Consider the following 24073-nt stretch of genomic DNA (forward strand, 5'->3'; position numbering starts at 1 on the left):
GTCCGGCCTGGCCGGAGGAACGGGCTGCCATGCGTCGATCAGGGGGCCGAGGAGGGCTGCTCGCTCAGGCGAACCGGGGGCGTTGAAGCCAGGGGCGGTTCGGCGGCCGGTGCGTTCGTGGCGGGTGACGGCACTTGCGCCTCTGCGGACACGGGCGGCGGCGAGGGCGAGGGCGGCGCTGCCGGTGGGCGTGCGGCAGCCAGTGGAGCCGCCGGCGGCGGCGCGAGCTGGATGCGCGGCGTGTGTTGCGGATCGGACCCGACGGCGGGCGACGGCACCAGCTTCTGGGCCGGCACGGGCCGGATGGTGGCGGCTGCACCGGGCGACACGGTCGACGGGGCACGGGCCGCCAACCGGCTCTTTTCCTCGTCGCTGAGGGCCTGGTAAGCCTCCCATTTGGCCTTGCGCTCGTCGGCGGGCAGTCGCTTCGCATCGGCGAAATTGAGGCGAGCCTGGGCCCGTTCCCGATTGCTCAGCTTGGTCCACTCCTCCATGCGACTGTGCAGGATCTCCTGGTCTGCGGCTGACATCTCTGCGTAATCGCGCACGATCACCAGCCATTTGCGCTTATGAGGTTCGGTCAGCTCGTCCCAGGTCGACGCCAGCGGTGCCAGCGCGCGCTGCTGGCGGGTGCTCAACTCGCGCCATGCCGGCTTGGCGACCTTCGTCGTGGCCGGGCTCGGCGTCTTGGCGGGTGTTTGCGTCTCGGCGGACGCCGCGGCCGGGCTCCCGAGTCCTGCCAGCGTCAGCATGGCGGCGAGCCAGACGCCGGCCGCGGCTGCGCCGGCGCGTGCCGTACGCAGCGCCTGGGTGCAGGAGGAGGGAGAACGCAGCATTCGTGGCGGGGACTCAGGGCTCGGTTGCGTCGCTGGTCTTCAGGAATTGCGCGAAGCCAGGGTCGGTGTACGCGGCGGGCGGCAGGTCGTCGGTCAGCAGGGCCGAATCGACTTCCGCCAGTTCGTTGGTGCGGCGGTCCTCCTGGATCACGCTGATCGCCATCAGTCCCGCCACCAGCGCCACCAGCGGCAGCACCGAACCGATGCGGGTCCACCAGCCGCCGCCGAGCGCCGCTGCGCGGCCGCTGGACACCACCACCGGCGCCGGCCGGAGCTGCGGCACCGTCTTGCGGCGGGCTACCGCCTGCACCCGGGCCGCGCGCAGGCGCTCGCCGATCTCGTGCGGGAGTTCGACGTTGCCGGCAGACAGGCGCGCTGCGACCCGGCGACCGAATTGCTCTTCGAAGGCAACGGGGGTGCCTGGCGGGGCGGAGAATGTTGGTTTCATAGCGAAATTCCCTTGGCTTTGAGCGCCTTGCTCAAGGCATGAACGGCCCGCGAGCAATGGGTCTTGACGCTCCCTTCGGAGCATCCCATCGCGGCAGCCGTCTCGGCGACGTCCATTTCCTCCCAGTAACGCATCAGAAAGGCCTCGCGTTGACGCCCGGGCAGTGCGGCGATCTGTTCCTCGATCTCGCGGAAGACCTGGGCCCTCCGGGTACTGTCTTCGGCGCTCTCGCTCTCGCGTGTATCGGTCGGCGACTGGACATGCTCCAGCAGGTCGAAATCGCCGTCGTCGTCGATCGACTCGAAGTCGCTGAGGTTGGAGAACAGCGCCCGCCGCGTCTTCTGTCGTCGGAACCAGTCGAGCGTGCAGTTCGAAAGGATGCGCTGGAACAGCATCGGCAACTCATTGGCCGGCTTGTCACCGTAGTGTTCGGCCAGCTTCATCATGCTGTCCTGCACGATGTCGAGGGCCGCCTCCTCGTCCCGCACGTGGTAGACGGAACGCTTGAATGCCCGTCGTTCGACGCTCTTCAGGAAGTCGGAAAGTTCTTTTTCAGTGGCCAAGCGAATCTGGCGCCAAAAAAGTGCGCCGCGTGGGAAGTGTCTCTGGAAAGATGGTCTTTTTGTCGTCGCGAATTATGCCTCTGCGGTCGATGGGCCGTTTCCGGGGGCCATGGCGCCGTCTGCGCATGTCATAATCCGCCTTGCAAGTCAAAAGGCAAACGGGTCAAGGTCCGGCGGTATACAGATACGCCCATGGCTTTGGCCTCAAGTCCTGACGCGGCTTCACAAGAGCTGGCGAAGGGGCACCCAAGGTTTTTCGTTCCCGAAAAAACGCAAAGGTTCATCATGGAAATCTCGAAGGCGGAACTCGCTTCCGCAGCAGCCGCATCCGCAGGGATCGGCAATCAACCCCAAGAACTCATGGGCGCCGAAGTGCTGGTCAAGGCACTGCAGGCCGAAGGCGTCAAGTACGTCTGGGGCTACCCGGGTGGCGCGGTTCTCTATATCTACGACGCGTTCTACAAGCAGGACACCATCCAGCACGTGCTGGTGCGCCACGAACAGGCCGCTGTGCACGCGGCCGACGGCTACGCCCGGGCCACCGGCGATGTCGGCGTCGCGCTGGTCACCTCCGGGCCTGGCCTGACGAATGCCGTCACCGGTATTGCGACCGCCTACATGGATTCGATCCCGATGGTGATCATCTCGGGGCAGGTTCCGACCGCGGCGATCGGGCTCGATGCCTTCCAGGAATGCGACACTGTCGGCATCACGCGGCCGATCGTCAAGCACAACTTCCTCGTCAAGGATCCCAAGGACCTGGCGATGACGATGAAGAAGGCCTTCCACATCGCACGCACCGGCCGACCGGGTCCGGTGGTGGTCGACGTGCCGAAGGACGTTTCCTTCAAGAAGGTTCCCTACGCAGGCTATCCCGACAAGGTCGAGATGCGTTCGTACAACCCGGTGCGCAAGGGCCACGGCGGACAGATCCGCAAGGCGCTGCAGCTGCTGCTGACGGCGAAGCGGCCGTATATCTACACCGGCGGCGGCGTGCTGCTGAGCAACGCCACCAACGAGCTGCGCACCTTGGTCGACATGCTGGGCTACCCGGTCACCAACACGCTGATGGGCCTGGGCGCCTATCCGGCCAGCGACCGCAAGTTCCTCGGCATGCTCGGCATGCACGGCACCATCGAAGCCAACAACGCGATGCAGAACTGCGACGTGCTGCTGGCCGTGGGCGCGCGCTTCGACGACCGCGTGATCGGCAACCCGAAGCACTTCGCGCAGAACGAACGCAAGATCATCCACATCGACATCGACCCGTCGAGCATCTCGAAGCGCGTCAAGGTCGACATCCCGATCGTCGGCGACGTCAAGGACGTGCTGACGGAACTGATCTCGATGATCCGCGAGAGCACCATCCGGCCCGACGCCGGCGCGCTGGCCAGCTGGTGGCGCACCATCGAGGAGTGGCGCGGCAAGGACTGCCTCAAGTATGACCGCGGCAACAAGGACGTGATCAAGCCGCAGTACGTCGTCGAGACGCTGTGGAACATGACCAAGGACGCCGACACCTACATCACGTCCGACGTCGGCCAGCACCAGATGTGGGCCGCCCAGTACTACCGTTTCGACGAGCCGCGCCGCTGGATCAACTCGGGCGGCCTGGGCACCATGGGCGTGGGCATTCCGTACGCGATGGGCATCAAGCTGGCCAAGCCCGAATCCGAAGTGTTCTGCATCACGGGCGAAGGCTCGGTGCAGATGTGCATCCAGGAGCTTTCGACCTGCCTGCAGTACAACACGCCGATCAAGATCTGCTCGCTGAACAACCGCTACCTCGGCATGGTGCGGCAGTGGCAGGAGATCGAGTATTCGGGCCGCTACAGCCACAGCTACATGGACGCACTGCCGAATTTCGTCAAGCTGGCCGAGGCCTACGGCCACGTCGGCCTGCTGATCGAGCGACCGCAGGACGTGGAGCCGGCATTGCGCGAGGCGCGCAAGCTCAAGGATCGCACCGTGTTCATGGACTTCCGCACCGACCCGACCGAGAACGTGTTCCCGATGGTCAAGGCGGGCATGGGCATCACCGAGATGCTGCTGGGTTCCGAAGACCTCTAGCGCGAGCGAAAGCGAAGCCACAAGTCCCCGTGTCCGAAGGACCGGGTTTCAACCTTATTCGAGACGATTCAATCGCTTGTCGAGCCCGCGCATTACCGTGCACGGGGGAGGGCGGCGAAAAGAGGAGTCCTGCTGACATGAAACACATCATTGCCGTGCTGCTCGAGAACGAGCCCGGTGCACTCTCCCGCGTCGTCGGCCTGTTCTCGGCCCGCGGCTACAACATCGAATCGCTGACCGTCGCGCCGACCGAGGATGCAAGCCTGTCGCGCATGACGATCGTCACCGCCGGCTCGGACGACGTGATCGAGCAGATCACCAAGCACCTGAACCGGCTGATCGAGGTCGTCAAGGTCGTCGACCTGACCGAAGGCGCCTACACCGAGCGCGAGCTCATGATGGTGAAGGTGCGCGCGGTCGGCAAGGAGCGCGAAGAGATGATGCGGATGGCGGAAATCTTCCGCGGCCGCATCATCGACGTGACCGACAAGAGCTACACCATCGAGCTCACCGGCGACCACGGCAAGAACGACGCCTTCCTCGAAGCCATCGATCGCGGCGCGATCCTCGAGACCGTCCGCACCGGTGCCAGCGGCATCGGCCGCGGCGAGCGCGTCCTGCGCGTTTGACCCCTCTCATCCACACCCACCGAATCAACGAAGGAGCACTCTCATGAAAGTCTATTACGACAAGGACGCGGACCTCAGCCTGATCAAGGGCAAGACCGTCGCGATCATCGGCTACGGCAGCCAGGGCCATGCGCACGCGCAGAACCTCAACGACAGCGGCGTCAAGGTCGTCGTCGGCCTGCGCAAGGGCGGCGCTTCCTGGCCCAAGGTCGAGAAGGCCGGCCTCAAGGTCGCCGAAGTGGCCGACGCCGTGAAGTCCGCCGACGTGGTCATGATCCTGCTGCCCGACGAGCAGATCGCCAGCGTCTACAAGAACGACGTCGCGCCGAACATCAAGGAAGGCGCGTCGCTGGTCTTCGCGCACGGCTTCAACGTGCACTACGGTTTCGTGCAGCCGCGCGCCGACCTCGATGTCTGGATGGTGGCCCCGAAGGCGCCCGGCCACACGGTGCGCAGCACGTACGCCCAAGGCGGCGGCGTGCCGCACCTGATCGCCGTGCATGCCGACAAGAGCGGCAAGGCGCGCGACCTGGCGCTGTCCTACGCCACCGCCAACGGCGGCGGCAAGGCCGGCATCATCGAGACCAACTTCCGCGAAGAAACCGAGACCGACCTGTTCGGCGAACAGGCCGTGCTTTGCGGCGGTACCGTCGAGCTGATCAAGGCCGGTTTCGAGACGCTGGTGGAAGCCGGCTATGCGCCCGAAATGGCGTACTTCGAATGCCTGCACGAGCTCAAGCTGATCGTCGACCTGATCTATGAAGGCGGCATCGCCAACATGAACTACTCGATCTCGAACAACGCCGAGTACGGCGAGTACGTGACCGGCCCGCGCATCGTCACGGACGAGACCAAGAAGGTCATGAAGCAAGTACTGAAGGACATCCAGACCGGCGAATACGCCAAGAGCTTCGTGCTCGAGAACGCTGCCGGCGCGCCCACGCTGATCAGCCGCCGCCGCCTCAACGCCGAGCACCAGATCGAAGTGGTGGGCGAGAAGCTGCGGGCGATGATGCCGTGGATCAAGAAGAACAAGCTGGTCGACCAGACCCGCAACTGATCCGGATCGTTCCGACGCGACAAGGGCCACCACGCGGTGGCCCTTTTTCATGGAGCTGCGCATAGCGCCTGAACTACACTGCCACCGATGTCTTTTTTCGTCCGTCCTGCCCCGTACCCGAGTCCCTTCCGTGCTGGAGGCCGACCCCATGCATGACGACACGCTGCCCGACGATGCACCCATCCGCAAGCGCCGCAAGGGCATCTACATCCTGCCGAACCTGTTCACGCTGGCGGCGCTGTTCGGCGGCTTCTATTCGGTCGTGATGGCGATGAATGCGCGCTTCGACCTGGCAGCGCTCGGCGTCTTCGCCGCGATGATCCTCGACAGCCTCGACGGCCGCGTGGCCCGCATGACCAATACGCAGAGTGCCTTCGGCGAGCAGATGGATTCGCTGTCCGACATGGTGTCCTTCGGCGCCGCGCCGGCGCTGATCGCCTACGAATGGTCGCTCAAGGGCCTGGGCCGCTGGGGCTGGATCGCGGCCTTCGTCTACTGCGCCTGCGCGGCGCTGCGCCTGGCGCGCTTCAACGTCAACACCGGGGTGGTCGACAAGCGCTGGTTCCAGGGCCTGCCGTCGCCGGCCGCTGCGGCGCTGGTGGCCGGCTTCATCTGGCTGATGACCGAATGGGGCAAGCGCGGCGGCGAGGTGCTGTACCTCTCGTGGAACCAGATCACCTGGATCACCTTCGGCTTCACGCTGTATGCCGGGCTCTCGATGGTGACCAATGCGCCGTTCTACAGCTTCAAGGACGTCCAGATGAAGAAGAGCGTTCCCTTCGCGGTCATCGTGCTGATCGCGCTCGGCATCGCGGTGATCAACATCCATCCGCCGACCGTGCTGTTCGGTGTCTTCGTCGCCTACGGATTGAGCGGCTACGTGGTCTATGCCTGGCGCAAGGCCAAGGGCCAGCAGGTCAGCGTGATCAGCATCTCGACTGACGAGCCCGACGAACGCGGACTGCATAACTAGCTCGCCCCCAGGTTGGGCTCACTGCGTGTAGCCCGCCCACCCCCTACCGGGGGCAACACCGGCGGCCCGGCGAAGCCGGTTCCGCGGTGTTTCACGAACGGGCCTGGCTGCGCCGGCCACGACAAACGTCGCCGCTGCTTCGGCCTTTGGCGGCTGCGCGCAGCGCAGCACGCCTGTTGGTGGGCAGGCGCGGAACCGGCTTCGCCGGGCCGCTGCCTGCGCCCCCTGCAAGGGGGTGGGCGGCTACACGCAGTGAGCCAACCTGGGGGTGTGCTATATTCCTTTCTCCATGAACAAGATTTCGCTGGCCCTACTACTGATCCCCTTCGGGCGGAGACGGTAGAGCGCGCGCGCAAATCCCTCACCACGGCCCGTTCGCACCAGCAACGGGCCGTTTTGTTTGGGGTTGCTGGTGGACTCCCAACCACAGCGAGAAATCCAAGATGTTGAAGCAACCCGACCGCAAGTACCGCGCCTTCGCCCCGATCGCCTTGAAGAACCGCACCTGGCCCGACGCCGTGCTGACTCGCGCGCCGATCTGGCTGTCGACCGACCTGCGCGATGGCAACCAGGCGCTGGTGGAGCCGATGGACATCGCTCGCAAGATGAAGATGTTCGAGACGCTGGTGGCGATCGGCTTCAAGGAGATCGAGGTCGGCTTCCCCTCGGCCTCCCAGGTGGAGTTCGACTTCGTGCGCAAGCTGATCGAGGAAGACCGCATTCCCGACGACGTGACGATCCAGGTCCTGACGCAAGCCCGCGACCACCTTATCGAGCGCACCTTCGATGCCTTGCAAGGCGCGCCGCGCGCCATCGTCCATCTGTACAACGCCGTGGCGCCAATCATGCGGCGCGTTGTGCTCGGCATGGACGAGGACCAGATCGTCGAACTCGCGACCACGCATGCGCGCATGTTCAACGACTGTGCCGCGAAGCAGCCAGCCACCCAATGGACCTTCCAGTATTCGCCCGAGATGTTCTCGGGCACCGACCTCGCGTTCTCCAAGCGCGTGGTGGATTCGGTCACCGAAGTGTGGGCGCCGACGTCCGAGCGCAAGTGCATCGTCAACCTGCCGTCGACGGTCGAGCATTCGACGCCGAACATCTTCGCCGACATGGTCGAGTGGATGCACCGCCACCTCGCGCGCCGCGATTCGATCGTGCTGTCGGTGCACCCGCACAACGACCGCGGCACCGGCACCGCGGCCGGCGAATTCGCCTTGATGGCCGGGGCCGACCGCATCGAGGGCTGTCTGTTCGGCAACGGCGAGCGCACCGGCAACCTTGACCTCGTGAACGTCGCGCTCAACCTGTACACGCAGGGGGTGTCGCCCGAGCTCGACTTCTCGAACATCGACGAGATCCGGGCCACGGTCGAGCACTGCAACCAGTTGCCGGTCCATCCGCGCCACCCCTATGTCGGCGACCTGGTCTACACCTCGTTCTCGGGCTCGCACCAGGATGCGATCAGGAAGGCCTTCAGCGCCCGCAAGGACGGCGACATCTGGGACATGCCTTACCTGCCGATCGATCCGAAGGATGTTGGCCGCAGCTACGAAGCGGTGATCCGCGTCAACAGCCAGTCGGGCAAGGGCGGCATCGCCTACCTGCTCGAAAGCGAATTCGGGCTCGAACTGCCGCGCCGGCTGCAGATGGAATTCAGCCAGGCCGTGCAGCGCGTGATGGACGTCGCGGGCAAGGAGCTCACCGCGGCCGATCTCTATGCGCTGTTCGAGCGCGAATACGGCGTCCGCGAGGACAACGGCCCGCATCACCAGGTGCTCGAGGAGCAGGGGGAGGGCGCGGCCGCCACGGTGCTGCTGACCGCAAACCTGCCGTGGCAGGGCGACATTCGCCGCATCGAAGGCCGCGGCAACGGGCCGATCGACGCCTTCATCCATGCCCTGGCCGGCGCCACCGGACATGCGATCCGCGTGATCGACTACCACCAGCATGCGATCGGCGCCGGCGCCGATGCGCAGGCGGTGGCCTACCTCGAGCTGCGCGTCGACGAATCGATGACGCTGTTCGGGGTTGGCATCGACGCCAATATCATTTCCGCCTCGCTCAAGGCCATCGTTTCGGGGTTGACCCGGGCGCGGGCACGGGGCGCGCGCAGCGCACAATCCGTGGTTGCAGCCGCCTGAGGCGGCAGACGGGCGCGCCCCGTCGGGCGCATCCTCGACAAGGAGATCTCCGATGGCTGACAAACTGATCATTTTCGACACCACCCTGCGCGACGGCGAGCAGTCGCCCGGCGCCTCCATGACCAAGGACGAGAAGCTGCGCATCGCACGCCAGCTCGAGCGGCTGCGGGTGGACGTCATCGAGGCTGGCTTCCCGGCCAGCTCGAACGGCGACTTCGATGCCGTGAGTGCGATCGCCAGCGCGATCAAGGAGTCGACCGTGTGCGGCCTGTCGCGCGCCAACGACCGCGACATCTCGCGCGCGGCCGAGGCGCTCAAGGGGGCGGCCAACGCGCGCATCCACACCTTCATCGCGACCTCGCCGCTGCACATGGAGAAGAAGCTGCGCATGACGCCCGACGAGGTGTTCGAACAGGCGCGGCTGGCGGTGCGCTTCGCGCGCAACCTGGTGGCCGACGTCGAGTTCAGCCCCGAGGACGGCTACCGCAGCGATCCCGACTACCTGTGCCGGGTGCTCGAGGCCGTGATTCACGAGGGCGCCACCACGATCAACGTGCCGGACACCGTGGGCTATGCGGTTCCCGAGCTCTACGGCAACTTCATCAAGACCCTGCGTGAACGGATCCCGAACAGCGACAAGGCGATCTGGTCGGTGCATTGCCACAACGATCTGGGCATGGCGGTCGCCAATTCGCTGGCCGGCGTGAAGATCGGCGGCGCCCGGCAGGTCGAGTGCACCATCAACGGCCTGGGCGAGCGCGCCGGCAACTGCTCGCTCGAAGAGATCGTGATGGCGGTGAAGACCCGCAAGGACTATTTCGGCCTCGAGATGGGCATCGACACCCGCCATATCGTGGCCGCCAGCCGCATGGTGAGCCAGACCACCGGCTTCGTGGTGCAGCCCAACAAGGCGGTGGTCGGCGCCAATGCCTTCGCCCACGCGTCCGGCATCCACCAGGACGGCGTGCTCAAGGCGCGCGACACCTACGAGATCATGCGGGCCGAGGACGTGGGCTGGAGCGCCAACAAGATCGTGCTCGGCAAGCTCAGCGGCCGCAACGCCTTCAAGCAGCGCCTGCAGGACCTGGGCGTGACGATGGAGAGCGAGGCCGACATCAATGCCGCTTTCGCGCGCTTCAAGGAGCTGGCCGACAGAAAAAGCGAAATATTTGATGAAGACATCCTCGCGCTGGTCAGCGAAGGAGAGCTCTCGCACGTTGGTGAACGGTTCAGCTTTGTATCCTTGTCGCAACATAGTGAAACCGGTGAGCGGCCGCATGCCCGCATTGTCTTCACCGTGCAGGGCAAGGAGGTCACGGGCGAATCCGAGGGCAACGGGCCGGTGGATGCGTCCCTGAAGGCGATCGAGGCCCAGGTCAAGAGCGGGGCCGAGATGGTGCTCTACTCGGTCAATGCGATCAGCGGATCGACGGAGAGCCAGGGGGAAGTGACGGTGCGCTTGCAGAATGCCGGCCGCGTGGTGAACGGGGTCGGTGCCGATCCCGACATCGTGGTCGCGTCGGCAAAAGCGTACTTAAGTGCTCTCAACAAGTTGCAGAGCCAAGCTGAGAGAGTAGCTGCACAAGGTTAGGTTTTCCGTGCTCCTTGTATTCGATTTGAAGAAGAGGGTGCAAGTAACTGATATTGCGTGTCTTTTTCGATTTCGATACACTGCGGACACCTTTTTCGCCGCTGGAGAGTTTTTAATGTCTGAAGCCCGTTCCTACCGAGTTTCCAGCCAGCGGTTCCTTCCCGCCCTTCGCCTGGCCGCCGTGGTTCTTTGCGCCACGGCGTTTTTGTTGCCCGGCGCGCATGCTGCCGCGGCTTCGAAGAAGGGGGCAGGCACCAAGAAGGCTTCGGTGAGTTCAGACTCCAGCCCGAAGGCCTCTGCGGCGACGGCTTCGAAGCGCACGGCCTCCAAGCAGGTCGAAAAAGTTGACAAAGCCGACAAAGTTGTAACTGGTGGACGCAATGTGGTGGCGTCGATTCGCCAGAAGAACGGCAAGACGGTGGTGGCCGTGCAGCGGCGCTCGGTCGTTCGTGTGGCGGATGCCGCACCCGCGCGGCAATCCTTCGGCCAGATGGCCGGGCTGCACAGCACCGAGGATGCGCTCGACCTGAAGTCCAGCGTGGCGCTCGTGATCGACCAGGACACCCAGGAAGTGCTGTTCAGCAAGAACGACCATGCGGTGTTGCCGATCGCGTCGCTGACCAAGCTCATGACCGGGCTGCTGATCAGCGAGGCCAAGCTGCCCTCCGACGAACTGATCACCATCACCCAGGATGACATTGATACCGAGAAATTCAGCCGCTCGCGGCTTTATGTCGGCGCGACGCTGCCGCGGGGCGAGCTGCTGCATCTGGCGCTGATGTCGAGCGAAAACCGTGCGGCCCATGCGCTCGGTCGCACCTACCCCGGGGGACTGGCCACTTTTGTCAGCGTGATGAATGCCAAGGCCAAGATGCTCGGCATGAAGGACACCCGCTACGTCGAGCCGACCGGCCTGTCGAGCCGCAACCAGTCGAGCGCCCAGGACCTGGCCCTGCTGGTCAATGCCGCCTACGCCGACGCCACCGTGCGCCAGCTGTCGACCTCGCCCGAGTACCAGGTGGAAGTTGGAAACCGCACGCTGCAGTTCAACACGACGAACCGCCTCGTGAAGAGCCCGGATTGGGACATCGGGGTGCAGAAGACCGGTTACATCTCGGAGGCCGGCCAGTGCCTCGTCATGCAGGCCAAGATCGCCGGCCGCAAGCTGATCATGGTGTTCCTCGATTCCGCCGGCAAGTTCAGCCGCATCGGCGACGCCGAGCGCGTGCGCCGCTGGGTCGAGGCGACCCACATGGCCAATCCGGGTGGCGGCGTGCAGCAGGTGTACGCCCACGCAGCCAGCTGAGCTGGCCCCCACGCTCCCCCACTTCGTGTRGGTCGCTGCCCCCCGAGGGRGCCGCAGGCCGCCTTGGGGCGGCCCGGCGCCGGCCTGGCCCCCACGCTCCCCCACTTCGTGTGGGTCGCTGCCCCYCGAGGGGGCCGCAGGCCGCCTTGGGGCGTGACGTCAATTTCCGGTTGGTGGGCTGAAGTCTTAGGCGGCGGCGGGCTGGTCGGCCTTGTATCCCAGCGCGCCCGAGATCTCGTTGGCGGTGGCTTGCAGCTTCGGCAGCCAGCCCTCGTCGAGCCGGTCGGCCGGCGCCGAGATCGACAGACCCGCGACCAGCTTGCCCTGGTCGTCGTAGATGCCGGCGGCCATGCAGCGCACGCCGAGCTCGAGTTCCTCATTGTCGCGGGCGATGCCGTACTGGCGCGCCTTGGACAGCTCCCGCTCCAGTGCGGGCAGTTGCGTGATGCTGTTGCGCGTGTGGCCGGCCAGGCCGGTGCGCGTGGCGTAGCTTCGAATGCGCTGCGGTTCGTCGGCGGCGAGGAACAGCTTGCCGGTGGAGGTCAGGTGCAGTGGGGCGCGCCCGCCGATGGCCCGGACCACCTGCATCCCGGAACGTTCGCTGTAGGCGCGCTCGATGTAGACGATCTCGTCGCCCTGCCGCATGCTGAGGTTCACCGGCTGCTGGGTGAGCTTGTGCAACTCGCGCATCGGAGTCAGGGCCGCATCGCGGACGTTGAGCCGGCCCTTGACCAGATTGCCCAATTCGAGCAGGCGCATGCCCAGGCGGTAGCTGCCGGCCTCGGGGCGGTCGACGAATCGGCCCACCGCCAGGTCGTTGAGGATCCGGTGCGTGGTGGACGGATGCAAGCCCGTCTTCTCGCTGATTTCCTTGAGGGAGATCGCTTCTTCACGTGACGCCAGCACGTCGATGAGCGCGAACATTCGCTCGATGACCTGGATCACGGGCGTGGCGGGAACGTCTGATTGTGGTTTTCTCATGTGCAACACGGTGGGAGACCGGTCGCCATTTTACTTGGTGAAATGGGTTGGCGGCTGCCAGCGGCCGTCGATCAGCACTTCATGGGGTGCGTAGCGGGCCTTGTAGTTCATCTTGGAACTGCCTTCGATCCAGTAGCCGAGGTAGACGTGGGGCAGCGCGAGCTTGCGCGCCTGCTCGATCTGCCACAGCACGCTGTAGTTGCCATAGCCGGCACCCGGCTCGGGTTCATAGAAGGTGTAGACCGCCGACAGCCCGTCGTTCAGCACATCGAGGATCGAGACCATCTTGAGCGCACCGGCGCTGCCGTCGGCGAGTGTCTCGCGGAACTCCACCAGCCGCGAATTGACCCGGCTCTGCAGCAGGAACTGCGTGTACTGGTCGATGCTGTCGTGGTCCATGCCGCCACCCGCGTGGCGGCCGTTCTGGTAGCGCAGGTAGAGCTGGTAGTGCTCGGGCACGAAGCACAGCTTGAGCACCCGCGCCTGCAGGTTGCCATGGCGACTCAGGGCACGGCGCTGACTCCGGTTGGGCTTGAATTCGTTGGCCAGTACGCGCAGCGGCACGCAGGCGGTGCAGCCGTCGCAATAGGGCCGGTAGGTGAACATGCCGCTGCGCCGGAAGCCGCTCAGGACCAGGTCCGAATAGGCGTCGTTGTGGATCAGGTGGCTCGGCGTCGCGACTTGCGAGCGTGCCTGACGGTCCGGCAGGTAGCTGCACGGATAGGGGGCCGTAGCGTAGAACTGCAGCGTGTGGAGCGGGAGATCCTTGAGGTGCGTCACGTCGGGGTGGAGCTTCGCGCAGGCAGGAGTTCGCTCCAGTATACGGGCTCGAAGCGCCATTGAGGACCGCTCTCCCGCCTTGCGTGGGCGACGTGCGACACGAAGCGCGCCCGCGGCATTTCGCGGGCGCCGAGGCTGGCGAGATGGCTGGTCTTCTGCTGGCAGTCGATCATCGCGATGCCATGGCGGCGGCAGAACGCGACCAGCGCCGCCAGCGCGATCTTGGAGGCATCGGGGCGGCGCGTGAACATCGATTCGCCGAACACCGCGCGGCCGATGGCGACGCAATAGAGGCCGCCCGCGAGTTCGCCGTCGATCCAGGTCTCGACGCTGTGGGCATGGCCGGCGCGGTGCAGTGCGCGGTAGGCGGCCACCATCTCGGGCAGGATCCAGGTGCCGGACTGGCCGACGCGCGGCGCCTGCGAGCAGGCCGAGATCACGGCGGCGAAGCCGTGGTCGATGCGGATCTCGCAGGCCGGGGAGGCGCGGAACGCGGCCAGGGTCTTGCGCAGCGATCGGTGCAGCGTGAAATCGGCTGTCCGGAGGACCATGCGCGGATCGGGGCTCCACCAGAGGATCGGCTGGCCCTCGCTGAACCACGGAAAGATGCCGTTGCCGTAGGCCTGCAGCAGGCTGGCGACGTCGAGCCTTCCGCCGGCCGCCAGCAGGCCGGGCACGGGATCGGAGTCGCCCCAGGCCGACGCGGCTTCGGGCAGGGGGTCACCGGGATCGAGCCAGGGCAGTTGCATGGTCGGAGGTATACACGGCTTCGGGCAGAGTCGTTATGCGACAAGCCGAATGATCGCTAAAACCCTATAGTCGTTCCTGCGCCAGCGAAAAATGACCCGGACAAGAGCCAAAGGACCACGGTGACCACAGAAACGAACCCCCTGCGCTTCGGAAGCGGCCAGGCCGTCAGGCGGCTGGAAGACGAGAAACTGCTGGCCGGTGACGGCCGCTACACCGACGACGTCACGCCGCCTGGCCAGAGCTGGCTCTGCTTCGTGCGTTCCCCGTATCCGCACGCACGGCTGGCCTCGGTCGACACGTCGGCGGCCCTGGGGATGCCCGGCGTGCTCGGCATCTTCACCGGGGCCGACCTCGATCGAGCCGGCGTCAAGCCGATGCCCGGGGCCCCCTTCAAGCGTGCCGACGGCGGCGACTGCGCGACCCCCGCGCGCCGCGTGCTGGCGCTGGAGCGCGTGCGTTTTGTCGGCGAGCCGGTCGCCATCGTGGTCGCCGAGACGGCAGCGCAGGCCCGCGATGCGGCCGAGGCGGTCATGGTCGACTACGAAGAACTGCCGATGGTGGTCGACCTCGAGAGCGCGACCGCCGAAGGCGCGCCACTGATCTGCGACGAGGGCAACGGCAACATCGCGGCCGAGATGCGCCACGGCAGCGCCGAGGCGACCGCAGCCGCCTTCGCCAAGGCCAGCCACGTGGTCGCCCTCGACGTCGTCAACCAGCGGGTGGTCGCGCTCACGATCGAGCCGCGCACCGTGCTGGCCGAATTCGACGCGGCAACGGACCGGATCACGATCCGGATGAGCACGCAGATGCCTTCGGGCGTACGCGATTCCGTGTGCGACGCGATCGGCCTCGCGAAGGAAAAAGTGCGGGTGGTGGTGGGCGACGTGGGCGGCGGCTTCGGCATGAAGACCGGCGCCTATCCGGAGGACATCGCGGTCGCCTACGCCGCCCGAGCGCTCGGGCGCCCGGTGAAATGGGTGGCCGACCGCAGCGAGGAATTCCTCTCGACCTCCCATGGCCGCGACATCGAGGCGAACGCCGAACTCGCGCTCGACGCCCAGGGCAAGATCCTCGGCCTGCGCATCAAGACGCACGCCAATGTCGGCGCCTACGCGACCGCCACCGGGGTCGCGATCCAGCTGCTGATCGGCCCCTGGGTGCAGACCAGCGTCTACGACATCCAGACCATCGATTTCCATTTCAAGGCGGTGCTGACCAACACTGCCCCGACCGGTGCCTACCGCGGCGCCGGCCGGCCCGAGGCCATCTACACGATCGAGCGGCTGATGGACGAGGCGGCGCGCCAGACCGGCATCGACCGGATCGCGTTGCGCCGGCGCAACTTCATCAGCCCGGCCCAGATGCCGTTCAAGAACCCGATGCAGCAGGTCTACGACACCGGCAGCTTCGAGTCGGTCATGGACCAGGCGCTGGCACTGGCCGACTGGCAAGGCTTCGACGCCCGCGCGGCCGAATCGAAGCGCCGGGGCCGGATGCGCGGCCTCGGCATCGCCACCTTCCTCGAGTGGACCGGTGGCAACGTGTTCGAGGAGCGCGTGACCGTGGCGGTGCGCGCCGATGGCGTGATCGAGGTCTTCTCGGCCGTCAACGCGATGGGGCAGGGCATCGCGACCACCCTGGCGCAACTGGTGGTCGATGCCTTCGGCGTGCCGATCGAGCAGGTGCATATCGTGCTCGGCGACACCGACCGCGGCGACGGCTTCGGCAGCGCCGGTTCGCGCTCGCTGTTCACCGGCGGCTCGGCGGTCCGGGTGGGGGCCGAGCGCACCCTCGAGAAGGCCCGCGAACTCGCGGCCAAGGAACTCGAAGTGGCCGCCGCCGACATCGAATACGCCGCCGGCGTCTTCAAGGTCGCGGGCACCGATTTGAAGCTCGACCTGTTCACGCTGGCCGGCAAGCAGGCCGAACAGCAGATCTTCGTCGACTCGACCAGCACGGTGTCGGGGCCCACCTGGCCGAACGGCTGCCATATCACCGAGGTCGAGATCGATCCGCCGACCGGCGAGGTCAGCGTGCTGACCTATGCCTCGGTGAACGACGTCGGCCGGGTGGTCAACCCGCTGATCGTCCGCGGCCAGCTCGAGGGGGGGGCGGTGCAGGGCATCGGCCAGGCGCTGTGCGAGCGCGTGGTGTACGACCGCGAGACCGGCCAGCCGCTGACCGGCAGCCTGATGGACTACGCGGCGCCGCGCGCCGACATCGTCGCCACCATGTTCCGCATGGAGATGGACGAGTCGACGCCCTGCAAGAACAACCCGCTGGGCGTCAAGGGCGTCGGCGAGCTTGGCACCATCGGGGCCACGCCGGCGGTGGTGAACGCGGTCGCCGATGCGCTGGCGCGCAACGGCCTGGCCGGGCGCGCGCCGCACCTGGACATGCCGTTGACGCCGGACCGGGTCTGGCGGTTGATGCAGGCGCCGCCGGTCTAGTCAGTTGGGGACAGAGCAAAAACTGCTTCGCAGTTTCTTGGTCTGTCCCGCGACCTAGTCAGTTGAGGACAGAGCAAAAAACCGCTGCGCGGTTTCTTGGTCTGTCCCGCAAGGTCTAGAAACTCTCCATCGGCAGGCCGACATAGTTCTCGGCCAGCGAGGTCGAGGCGGCATGCGAGTGCACCAGGTAGTCGAGCTCGGCTTCCTGGATCTTCTGGCCGAAATCGCCGCTGTCCGGGAAGCGGTGCATCAGCGAAGTGAACCACCACGAAAAGCGCTCGGCCTTCCAGACCCGGCGCAGGCAGAGGTCGGAGTAGCGGTCGAGCGCCGAGGCCGACTTCTCGGTGTAGAAGATCTCCAGCGCGCGCGACAGGTAGCCGACGTCGGCGGTCGCCAGGTTCAAACCCTTGGCGCCGGTCGGCGGCACGATGTGGGCCGCGTCGCCGGCCAGGAACAGGCTGCCGAAGCGCATCGGCTCGGCCACGAAGCTGCGCAGCGGTGCGATGCTCTTCTCCAGCGAAGGCCCGGTCACGAGGTGTTCGCGCGCCTCGGGGTCGAGGCGCAGGCGCAGCTCGTTCCAGAACGCCTCGTCGCTCCAGTTCTCGACCTTCTCCTCGGTCGGCACCTGCACGTAATAGCGGCTGCGCTTTGCGCTGCGCATGCTGCACAGCGCAAAGCCGCGCGAGGTGTTGGCGTAGATCAGCTCGTGCGACAACGGCGGCACGTCGGCCAGTACGCCGAGCCAGCCGAAGGGATAGATCTTCTCGTAGGTGTGCAGCGCATCGGCCGGCACGCTGGCGCGGCTGACGCCGTGGTAGCCGTCGCAGCCGGCGATGAAGTCGCATTCGATCTCGTGCGTGGCGCCGTCCTTCTGGTAGCGCACGCGCGGCGAGGCGGTGTCGAAGTCGTGCAGGCTGACCGACGCGGCGCCGTAGATCGTGACGAGGCCTTCGGCTTCGCGGGCCTCCATCAGGTCGCGGGTGACCTCGGTCTGGCCATAGACCGTGACCTGCTTGCCGTCGGTCAGGCCATGCATGTCGATCCGGTGCCGGGCGCCCTTGAACAGCAGCTCGATGCCTCCGTGCGGCAGGCCCTCGGCCTTGGCGCGGGCGTCGACACCGGCACGGGCCAGCAGGTCCATCGTGATCTGCTCGAGCACGCCGGCACGGATGCGGCCCAGTACGTAGTCGCCGGTCTGGCGCTCGACGATGACGTTGTCGATGCCGGCCTTGTGCAGCAGCTGGCCGAGCAATAGGCCGGCGGGGCCTGCGCCGATGATGGCAACTTGTGTTCGCATGCGAGTCTCCTGGAGTTTGCGCAAGCGTAGGGCGCCTGTGCCGTTTTGGGGCAGCCGAATGGCACGCTGTGTGCGATCATGCAAGCAGTTGCGCGATGATCGCGCAAACAGTTTCGACCATGACCATCGCCAAACCAGACTTCATCGAGGGCATCGCCAAGGGCATGGCCGTGCTCGAGAGCTTCGACACCGAGCGCCAGCGGCTCAACGCCACCCTGGCCGCCGAGCGCGCCGGCCTGACGCGCGCCGCGGCCCGGCGCCACCTGCTGACCCTGGCGCACCTGGGCTACCTCGAAACCGACGGCAGCTACTTCTGGATGTCGCCCAAGGTGCTGCGCTTCTCGGGCAGCTACCTGGCTTCGTCGCGGCTGCCGCGGGCGCTGCAGCCGACCCTGAACCGGCTTGCCGCCCAGACCCAGGAATCGTTTTCCGCCGTGGTGCTCGATGGCGAGGAGGTGGTGATCGTCGCGCGCAGCGGCAGCTACGGCGCGCCGACGCGGGTGCTGGCCTACGGCCTGCATCTCGGGGCCCGGCTGCCGGCTCACGCGACGTCGACCGGCCGGGTGCTGCTGGCGGCGCTGAGCCCGACTCAGCTGACCGAGTGGTTCAAGGCCCGGCGGCTGTCGCGGCTCACGCCCCAGACCATCACCCAGGCGCGGGTGCTGCGCCAGCGGATCGTGCAGGCCCGCAAGGACGATTTCTGCTTCGCCAGCGAGGAGCACGAGCTCGGCGTGCAGGCGCTGGCCGTGCCGCTGCGCGACATGCAGGGACGCACCGTGGCGGCGCTCAACGTGGTGCTGTCCGGCGGCCGCTACCAGGAGGAGGCACTGCGCCGCGACCTGCTGCCGCTGCTGTTCGAAGCCGCCCGCGAGGTTCGTGCGCTCTTGTGAGTCGCTACCATCCGGACCAGTCCAACTGCGGATGACGGAACCATGCGACTGCTGCTGCTCGAAGACGACGTGATGATCGGCGAGGCCGTGCTCGACCTGCTGCGCGTGGAGCAGTACGCGGTCGACTGGGTCAAGGACGGCGATGCCGCCGACACCGCCCTGCGCACGCAGCAGTACGACCTGGTGCTGCTCGACCTCGGGGTGCCGCGCCGCGACGGGCTCGACGTGCTGCGCGCGCTGCGGGCCCGCAAGCAGCGCATGCCGGTGCTGATCGCCACCGCGCGCGACTCGGTGGCGCAGCGCATCGAGGGGCTCGATGCCGGCGCCGACGACTACGTGCTCAAGCCCTACGACCTCGACGAACTGCTGGCCCGCATCCGGGCGCTGCTGCGACGGGCCTCGGGTCGGGCCGAGCCGGTCTACGAGCACATGGGGGTGAGCGTCAATCCGGCCACCCGCGAAGTCACCGTGGCTGGCCAGCCGGTGATCCTGTCGGCGCGCGAATGGGCGGTGCTCGAGCCGCTGCTGGCCCGGCCCGGCATGGTGCTGTCGCGGGCCCAGCTCGAGGAGAAGCTCTACAGCTGGAAGGACGAGATCAGCAGCAATGCGGTCGAGGTCTACGTGCACGGGCTGCGCAAGAAGCTCGGCGCCGACCTGATCCGCAATGTGCGCGGGGTCGGCTACATGGTGCCCAAGGAATGAAGAGCGCAGCGCCGGGCCGCCCCGAGCAAGCTCGCGCCCCCTCGGGGGGCAGCGAGGACACGAAGTGCCGAGCGTGGGGGTCCAAGCGCGCAGCGCCGGGCCGCCCCGAGCAAGCTCGCGCCCCCTCGGGGGGCAGCGAGGACACGCAGTGCCGAGCGTGGGGGCTCTCGTGAAATCGCTCAGGGCGCGCCTGCTGTGGTTCCTGCTGGCGGCCATCGTGCTGGCGGCCGGCACCCAGGCCTTTGTCGCCTACCGCACGGTGCTGCAGGAGGCCGATGACATTTTCGACCACCACATGCAGCAGATGGCGCTGTCGCTGCGTGCCGGCCTGCCGCCCAGTTCCACGGTCGGCGGCCTCGGCGGCGGCGAGGAGAACTTCGAATTCATTGTCCAGGTCTGGACCCTGGACGGCATCCGGATCTTCGAGTCGGCGGCCCAGGCGGCACTGCCGCAGCGCGCGGTGCTGGGCTTCTCGAACGTGCAGGCGCGCGGCACCACCTACCGCGTGTTCTCGCTGGCGACCGGGGCGCTGGTGATCCAGGTGGCGCAGGACATGGCGGCGCGCCGCCGCATGGCGGGCACCCTGGCACTGCGCACCGTCGGGCCGATCGTGCTGGCGGCGCCGCTCCTGATGCTGGTGGTGTGGTGGGTGGTGAGCCGCTCGCTGGCGCCGGTCTCGCGGGTGCGCCGGCAGGTGGCGATCCGCCAGGCCGACGACCTGTCGCCGCTCAGCGAGTCCGAGCTGCCGGAGGAAGTGCGCCCGCTGGTGCACGAACTGAATCTGCTGTTCGTGCGGCTGCGGCAGGCCTTCGAGGCCCAGAAACACTTTGTCGCCGATGCGGCGCATGAACTGCGCTCGCCGCTGGCGGCGCTCAAGCTCCAGGTGCAGGGCCTGCAGCGGGCTTCCGACGATGCGACGCGCGAGCTCGCCGTGGCCCGGCTGGCAGCCGGCATCGACCGGGCGACCCGGCTGGTCGAGCAGATGCTGGCCCTGGCGCGCCATGAGGCCAGTGCGGCGGCCGGGGCGCGGCCGGAATCGGTCAGCCTGCCCGAGGTGGCGCGCCTGGCCATTTCCGACACCGTGGCCGCGGCCCAGTCGCGCGACATCGATATCGGCATCGCGCGGGCCGACCCGGCCACTGTGCAGGGCCAGCCCGAGGCGCTGCGCACGCTGTTGCGCAACCTGATCGACAACGCGGTCAAGTACACGCCTCCCGGTGGTCGCGTCGACATCGCCATCGCGGCTGGCGCGGGCGAGGTCGCACTCAGCGTGGACGACAGCGGACCCGGATTGCCCGAGAGCGAGCGCGAGCGGGTGCTCGATCGCTTCTACCGCGCCGGCGAAGCCCAGGCCCCCGGCAGCGGCCTGGGCCTGGCGATCGTCAAGTCGATCGCCGATCTCCACGGCGCCACCGTCGCCCTGGATCGCTCCCCCCTCGGCGGCCTGCGCGTGCAAGTGCGATTTGGGGGAGCTTTAAGCACTGCCTAAGCAACCGGCCCGACATTCCTTTCGTGCTCTCTTCCAACACTCGAAAGGATTCCTGATGAAAACCGGTTTGACCTCGCCCCGCGCGCTCGTGCTTTCGCTGGCCGCCGCCGGCGTGATCGGTGCCGTCGGCGCCGGCGCCTACACCAGCGCCCGTGCCGTGGCCGCGCCGCCGGCGCAGGCCATTGCCGTGGCCGGTTCCACCGCTCCCGTGGTGACCATGCCCGACTTCTCCACCATCACCGCCCGCGACGGCCAGGCGGTGGTCAACATCAGCGTCACGGGCACCACCAAGACCGCCGACGCGCAGGGCGGCCCCCAGATGGATCCGGACGATCCGATGTACGAGTTCTTCCGCCGCTTCGGCGGCGGCCAGGGCGGGCCGCGCGGCATGCAGCCGCAGCGCGAGACCCCGGTGCACGGCCAGGGCTCGGGCTTCATCCTGAGCGCCGACGGCATCATCCTGACCAACGCGCACGTGGTGAAGGACGCCAAGGAAGTCACGGTCAAGCTGACCGACCGCCGCGAATTCAGCGCCAAGGTGCTGGGCGCCGATCCGAAGACCGACGTCGCCGTGATCAAGATCGAGGCCAAGAACCTGCCGGTGCTGTCGGTGGGCAGCACCAAGGACCTGAAGGCCGGCGAATGGGTGCTGGCGATCGGCTCGCCTTTCGGCTTCGAGAACACGGTGACCGCGGGCGTCGTCAGCGCCAAGGGCCGTTCGCTGCCGGACGACGGCTACGTGCCCTTCATCCAGACCGACGTCGCGATCAACCCGGGCAACTCGGGCGGCCCGCTGCTCAACACGCGCGGCCAAGTGGTCGGCATCAACTCGCAGATCTACAGCCGCAGCGGCGGCTACCAGGGCGTGTCCTTCGCGATTCCGATCGAGGTCGCGATGCAGGTCAAGGACCAGATCGTCGCCACCGGCAAGGCCTCGCATGCCCGCCTCGGTGTCGCCGTGCAGGAAGTGAACCAGGCGTTTGCCGACTCGTTCAAGCTCGACAAGCCCGAGGGCGCACTGGTGTCGAACGTCGACAAGGGCGGACCGGCCGACCAGGCCGGCCTGCGGTCCGGCGACGTCATCCGCAAGGTCGATGGCGAACCCGTCGTCGCCTCGGGCGATCTGCCGGCGCTGATCGGCCAGAAGAAGCCCGGCAGCAAGATCACGCTCGAGATCTGGCGCCAGGGTGCCCGCGAGGAGATTTCCGCCAAGCTCGGCGATGCGGCCGAGAAGGGCACTGCCGTGGCCAAGAACGAGCAGGGCAGTGCCAACCAGGGCAAGCTCGGCCTCGCGCTGCGCCCCCTGCAGCCGCAGGAGCAGCGTGAGGCACAGGTCGACGGCGGCCTGCTGATCGCGGACGTCGGCGGCCCGGCGGCGATGGCCGGCGTGCAGACCGGCGACGTGCTGCTGGCCATCAACGGCACGCCGGCGAAGAGCATCGATCAGGTTCGCGAGGTGGTGGCCAAGGCCGACAAGTCGGTGGCCCTGCTGATCCAGCGCGACGGCAACAAGATCTTCGTGCCGGTGCGCCTCGGTTGAGGCGAGAGGGCCGCGGGACCGGCCGTTTGCGACTTAGTGCCGGTCTCGCGGCCCCTTCCTCAAAACAGCGTGCAATAGTGCCTTGGTATTCAAATTAACCCCGGGTAACAATAAGTACATTACTGATCGAAAGGTTTCCCGGTGGCACTTCGCGATATAGCGCTGACTGTTCTTGAACTGGAACCCAATGAATTCCATTGGGTCCTGATGGAGGCAGTCCAGGCCGAATCCGAGGACTGCCTGGGATTCCGGCCGATCGACTGTTCGACCCAGGGCGTGCCGGATTACTCGGAGGCCCTTATCCAGGGCGCCTCGGCACTTCGCGTGCTCCAGGGCCTCGCCCCTTTCGGCAAGCCGAAGACGCCGGTCGGCATCGGCGAAAGCGCCTCGGCCGACCTGCCCGAGGCGAGAACGGCAGCCTCGGGTTCCTCCGGCGACCAGGACTCCTGTCTCTTCACGACCGATCACTCGATCCTGTAGTTGCTGCAATCTGTCCTGCGGGCGCCTAGATGCTATGAAGGACTGCCCCGGGCGAGTCCTTCATAGCATCTAGCGTCCCTGGGCGTCGAAGTACATTGCCGTGACCGCGATGACCCGGGCCGCCTGCGAGCGGATCGTGCCTTGCTGCGACACGCCGCGCAGCACCAGCAGCGGCTGGGCCGGTGCGCCCCGGCAGGGGGCCAGGGATCTGCGATGCAAGCCGACCGCCGCGAACGGCAGCAGGAATCTGGCAGCGAGCGTCGTGGGATGTTGCATGATCTCGAAGTTACGCGGCCGCCGCGCTTTCGCCCATCTCTCCGAAGGAGGCTTGGCACCCCCAAAGCGACATAGACCGGAAGGGCGGCTGGCGCTTTCGGCGTCAACAAAGGAGAGGAAGGAACAATGACGAGACTGATCGTGCTGCAGAAGAATGGCTCGGCGAAGCAGGTCAACATGAGCCGCACGCCTTTCGTGGTCGGCCGTGCCGACAGCTGCGACCTGGTGCTGGACAATCCGCTCGTGAGCCGCTCCCACGCCGTGTTCGAGGCCGTGGGCGATGCGATGAACATCCGCGACCTTCAAAGCCACAACGGAACCTGCGTCAACGGCCAGCGGGTCGAAAATGCCGCCCTGTGCAGCGGCGATGAAATCAAGATCGGCGGCTGCCAGATCCGTTTCCTGGCGCAAGGCGGCCCGATCGCTCCGGCCGAGGCGCTCCGGCTGGTCACCGTGCCGGGCCGGCTGGCGGAAATCGACCTGCAACGACTCGGTGTCAAATCCTGATCGGAACCCTCCGAAGGATGGAAAACAAGGAACAAAGTCACAAGGCAGACACGCCGTTCGGCTGATTCCCGTTCGCACGTTGGTGGTGCAAAGTGGCGCTCCGACGATTCCGGGAGAACAGCATGGACTCAGAGGTCTTGACCCTTGGCGCATTGGCGATCCTGGTGGCCGGCGGCTGGCTGATCGATGTCCTCAGCCACCGGGAAGCGTCGCCGCTGCAGCGCCGGATGGTCCACCAGATCAAGAAGTCGGCCGACACGATTCGCGGCGCGCCGTTGCACCGACACTGACTGTCGACGTCCGGGAGG

At 66.8% G+C, this 24073-nt stretch carries 23 protein-coding genes; 15 read left to right on the plus strand and 8 right to left on the minus strand.

Translation table 11 applies throughout. The features are described from left to right. Positions 1-38 precede the first annotated feature (38 nt). The 3 genes from AC1DYD_RS04290 to AC1DYD_RS04300 are packed head-to-tail and all read right to left on the minus strand — an operon-like array spanning position 39 to position 1847. Positions 39-836, minus strand: a complete 798-nt coding sequence (locus AC1DYD_RS04290) for a DUF3106 domain-containing protein (protein WP_478171506.1) — start codon at positions 834-836, stop codon at positions 39-41. A 13-nt stretch (positions 837-849) separates the two neighbouring features. Beyond that, positions 850-1284, minus strand: a complete 435-nt coding sequence (locus AC1DYD_RS04295) for a DUF3619 family protein (protein ID WP_478171507.1) — start codon at positions 1282-1284, stop codon at positions 850-852. Then, positions 1281-1847: an RNA polymerase sigma factor gene (locus AC1DYD_RS04300; RefSeq protein WP_478171508.1), complete on the minus strand. Its 567-nt coding sequence runs from the start codon at positions 1845-1847 to the stop codon at positions 1281-1283. The genes AC1DYD_RS04295 and AC1DYD_RS04300 overlap by 4 nt, the downstream gene beginning before the upstream one ends. A 285-nt stretch (positions 1848-2132) precedes the next feature. On the opposite strand from AC1DYD_RS04300, the gene AC1DYD_RS04305 reads away from it, so the two are divergent. From AC1DYD_RS04305 to AC1DYD_RS04335, 7 genes are all read left to right on the plus strand, one after another. Further along, entirely contained in the window at positions 2133-3917 is a 1785-nt protein-coding gene (locus AC1DYD_RS04305) for an acetolactate synthase 3 catalytic subunit (RefSeq protein ID WP_478171509.1), read from the plus strand. 137 nt (positions 3918-4054) lie between these two features. Beyond that, on the plus strand, positions 4055-4546 hold the full coding sequence (gene ilvN / locus AC1DYD_RS04310) for an acetolactate synthase small subunit (protein WP_093108829.1): 492 nt from the start codon (positions 4055-4057) through the stop codon (positions 4544-4546). Positions 4547-4589: 43 nt separating this feature from the next. Next, positions 4590-5606, plus strand: a complete 1017-nt coding sequence (gene ilvC, locus AC1DYD_RS04315) for a ketol-acid reductoisomerase (protein WP_478171510.1) — start codon at positions 4590-4592, stop codon at positions 5604-5606. 148 nt (positions 5607-5754) lie between these two features. Beyond that, positions 5755-6579 carry a CDP-diacylglycerol--serine O-phosphatidyltransferase gene (gene pssA / locus AC1DYD_RS04320; RefSeq protein WP_478171511.1) on the plus strand — a complete coding sequence of 275 codons (825 nt, stop codon included), beginning with the start codon at positions 5755-5757 and terminating at the stop codon, positions 6577-6579. A 443-nt stretch (positions 6580-7022) separates the two neighbouring features. Continuing rightward, positions 7023-8726, plus strand: a complete 1704-nt coding sequence (leuA, locus tag AC1DYD_RS04325) for a 2-isopropylmalate synthase (RefSeq protein ID WP_478171512.1) — start codon at positions 7023-7025, stop codon at positions 8724-8726. A gap of 52 nt (positions 8727-8778) precedes the next feature. Next, positions 8779-10317, plus strand: coding sequence for a 2-isopropylmalate synthase (locus tag AC1DYD_RS04330; protein ID WP_478171513.1), 1539 nt, complete (start codon positions 8779-8781; stop codon positions 10315-10317). 115 nt (positions 10318-10432) lie between these two features. Beyond that, entirely contained in the window at positions 10433-11623 is a 1191-nt protein-coding gene (locus AC1DYD_RS04335; protein WP_478171736.1) for a serine hydrolase, read from the plus strand. Between the two features lie 186 nt (positions 11624-11809). On the opposite strand, the gene AC1DYD_RS04340 is transcribed toward AC1DYD_RS04335, so the two are convergent. The 3 genes from AC1DYD_RS04340 to aat are packed head-to-tail and all read right to left on the minus strand — an operon-like array spanning position 11810 to position 14133. Then, positions 11810-12604 carry an IclR family transcriptional regulator gene (locus AC1DYD_RS04340; protein WP_478121924.1) on the minus strand — a complete coding sequence of 265 codons (795 nt, stop codon included), beginning with the start codon at positions 12602-12604 and terminating at the stop codon, positions 11810-11812. Positions 12605-12634: 30 nt separating this feature from the next. Then, positions 12635-13384: an arginyltransferase gene (locus AC1DYD_RS04345; protein WP_478171514.1), complete on the minus strand. Its 750-nt coding sequence runs from the start codon at positions 13382-13384 to the stop codon at positions 12635-12637. Next, on the minus strand, positions 13381-14133 hold the full coding sequence (gene aat, locus AC1DYD_RS04350; RefSeq protein WP_478171515.1) for a leucyl/phenylalanyl-tRNA--protein transferase: 753 nt from the start codon (positions 14131-14133) through the stop codon (positions 13381-13383). Before aat ends, AC1DYD_RS04345 begins: the two co-directional genes overlap by 4 nt. Positions 14134-14253: 120 nt before the next feature. On the opposite strand from aat, the gene AC1DYD_RS04355 reads away from it, so the two are divergent. Further along, positions 14254-16584 (plus strand): xanthine dehydrogenase family protein molybdopterin-binding subunit, encoded by a 2331-nt coding sequence (locus AC1DYD_RS04355; RefSeq protein ID WP_478171516.1) that lies wholly within the window; start codon positions 14254-14256, stop codon positions 16582-16584. Positions 16585-16699: 115 nt separating this feature from the next. Here the strand turns inward: AC1DYD_RS04355 and pobA are convergent, their stop codons facing one another. Next, positions 16700-17881, minus strand: coding sequence for a 4-hydroxybenzoate 3-monooxygenase (pobA, locus tag AC1DYD_RS04360; protein ID WP_478171517.1), 1182 nt, complete (start codon positions 17879-17881; stop codon positions 16700-16702). A gap of 119 nt (positions 17882-18000) precedes the next feature. On the opposite strand from pobA, the gene AC1DYD_RS04365 reads away from it, so the two are divergent. The 5 genes from AC1DYD_RS04365 (at position 18001) to AC1DYD_RS04385 (ending at position 22982) form a co-directional block, all read left to right on the plus strand. Then, positions 18001-18771, plus strand: coding sequence for an IclR family transcriptional regulator domain-containing protein (locus AC1DYD_RS04365; RefSeq protein WP_478171737.1), 771 nt, complete (start codon positions 18001-18003; stop codon positions 18769-18771). Positions 18772-18813: 42 nt separating this feature from the next. Then, the gene (locus tag AC1DYD_RS04370; RefSeq protein ID WP_478171518.1) at positions 18814-19473 is read left to right on the plus strand and encodes a response regulator; all 660 of its coding nucleotides are present in this window, start codon (positions 18814-18816) and stop codon (positions 19471-19473) included. 169 nt (positions 19474-19642) lie between these two features. After that, complete coding sequence (locus tag AC1DYD_RS04375) at positions 19643-20962, plus strand: ATP-binding protein (protein WP_478171519.1); 1320 nt, start codon at positions 19643-19645, stop codon at positions 20960-20962. 55 nt (positions 20963-21017) lie between these two features. Further along, positions 21018-22502 carry a Do family serine endopeptidase gene (locus tag AC1DYD_RS04380; protein ID WP_478171520.1) on the plus strand — a complete coding sequence of 495 codons (1485 nt, stop codon included), beginning with the start codon at positions 21018-21020 and terminating at the stop codon, positions 22500-22502. A 207-nt stretch (positions 22503-22709) separates the two neighbouring features. Then, entirely contained in the window at positions 22710-22982 is a 273-nt protein-coding gene (locus AC1DYD_RS04385) for a hypothetical protein (protein ID WP_478171521.1), read from the plus strand. A gap of 69 nt (positions 22983-23051) precedes the next feature. Here the strand turns inward: AC1DYD_RS04385 and AC1DYD_RS04390 are convergent, their stop codons facing one another. After that, the gene (locus AC1DYD_RS04390; RefSeq protein ID WP_478171522.1) at positions 23052-23258 is read right to left on the minus strand and encodes a hypothetical protein; all 207 of its coding nucleotides are present in this window, start codon (positions 23256-23258) and stop codon (positions 23052-23054) included. Positions 23259-23384: 126 nt separating this feature from the next. Here AC1DYD_RS04390 and AC1DYD_RS04395 point away from each other — a divergent pair, with 126 nt between their 5' ends. Next, a complete protein-coding gene (locus tag AC1DYD_RS04395) occupies positions 23385-23765 on the plus strand; it encodes an FHA domain-containing protein (protein WP_478171523.1) in 381 nt (126 codons plus the stop codon). 122 nt (positions 23766-23887) lie between these two features. Next, entirely contained in the window at positions 23888-24055 is a 168-nt protein-coding gene (locus tag AC1DYD_RS04400) for a hypothetical protein (RefSeq protein WP_478171524.1), read from the plus strand. Positions 24056-24073: the final 18 nt, after the last annotated feature.

This window comes from Variovorax sp. P4_B11, assembly GCF_056402355.1.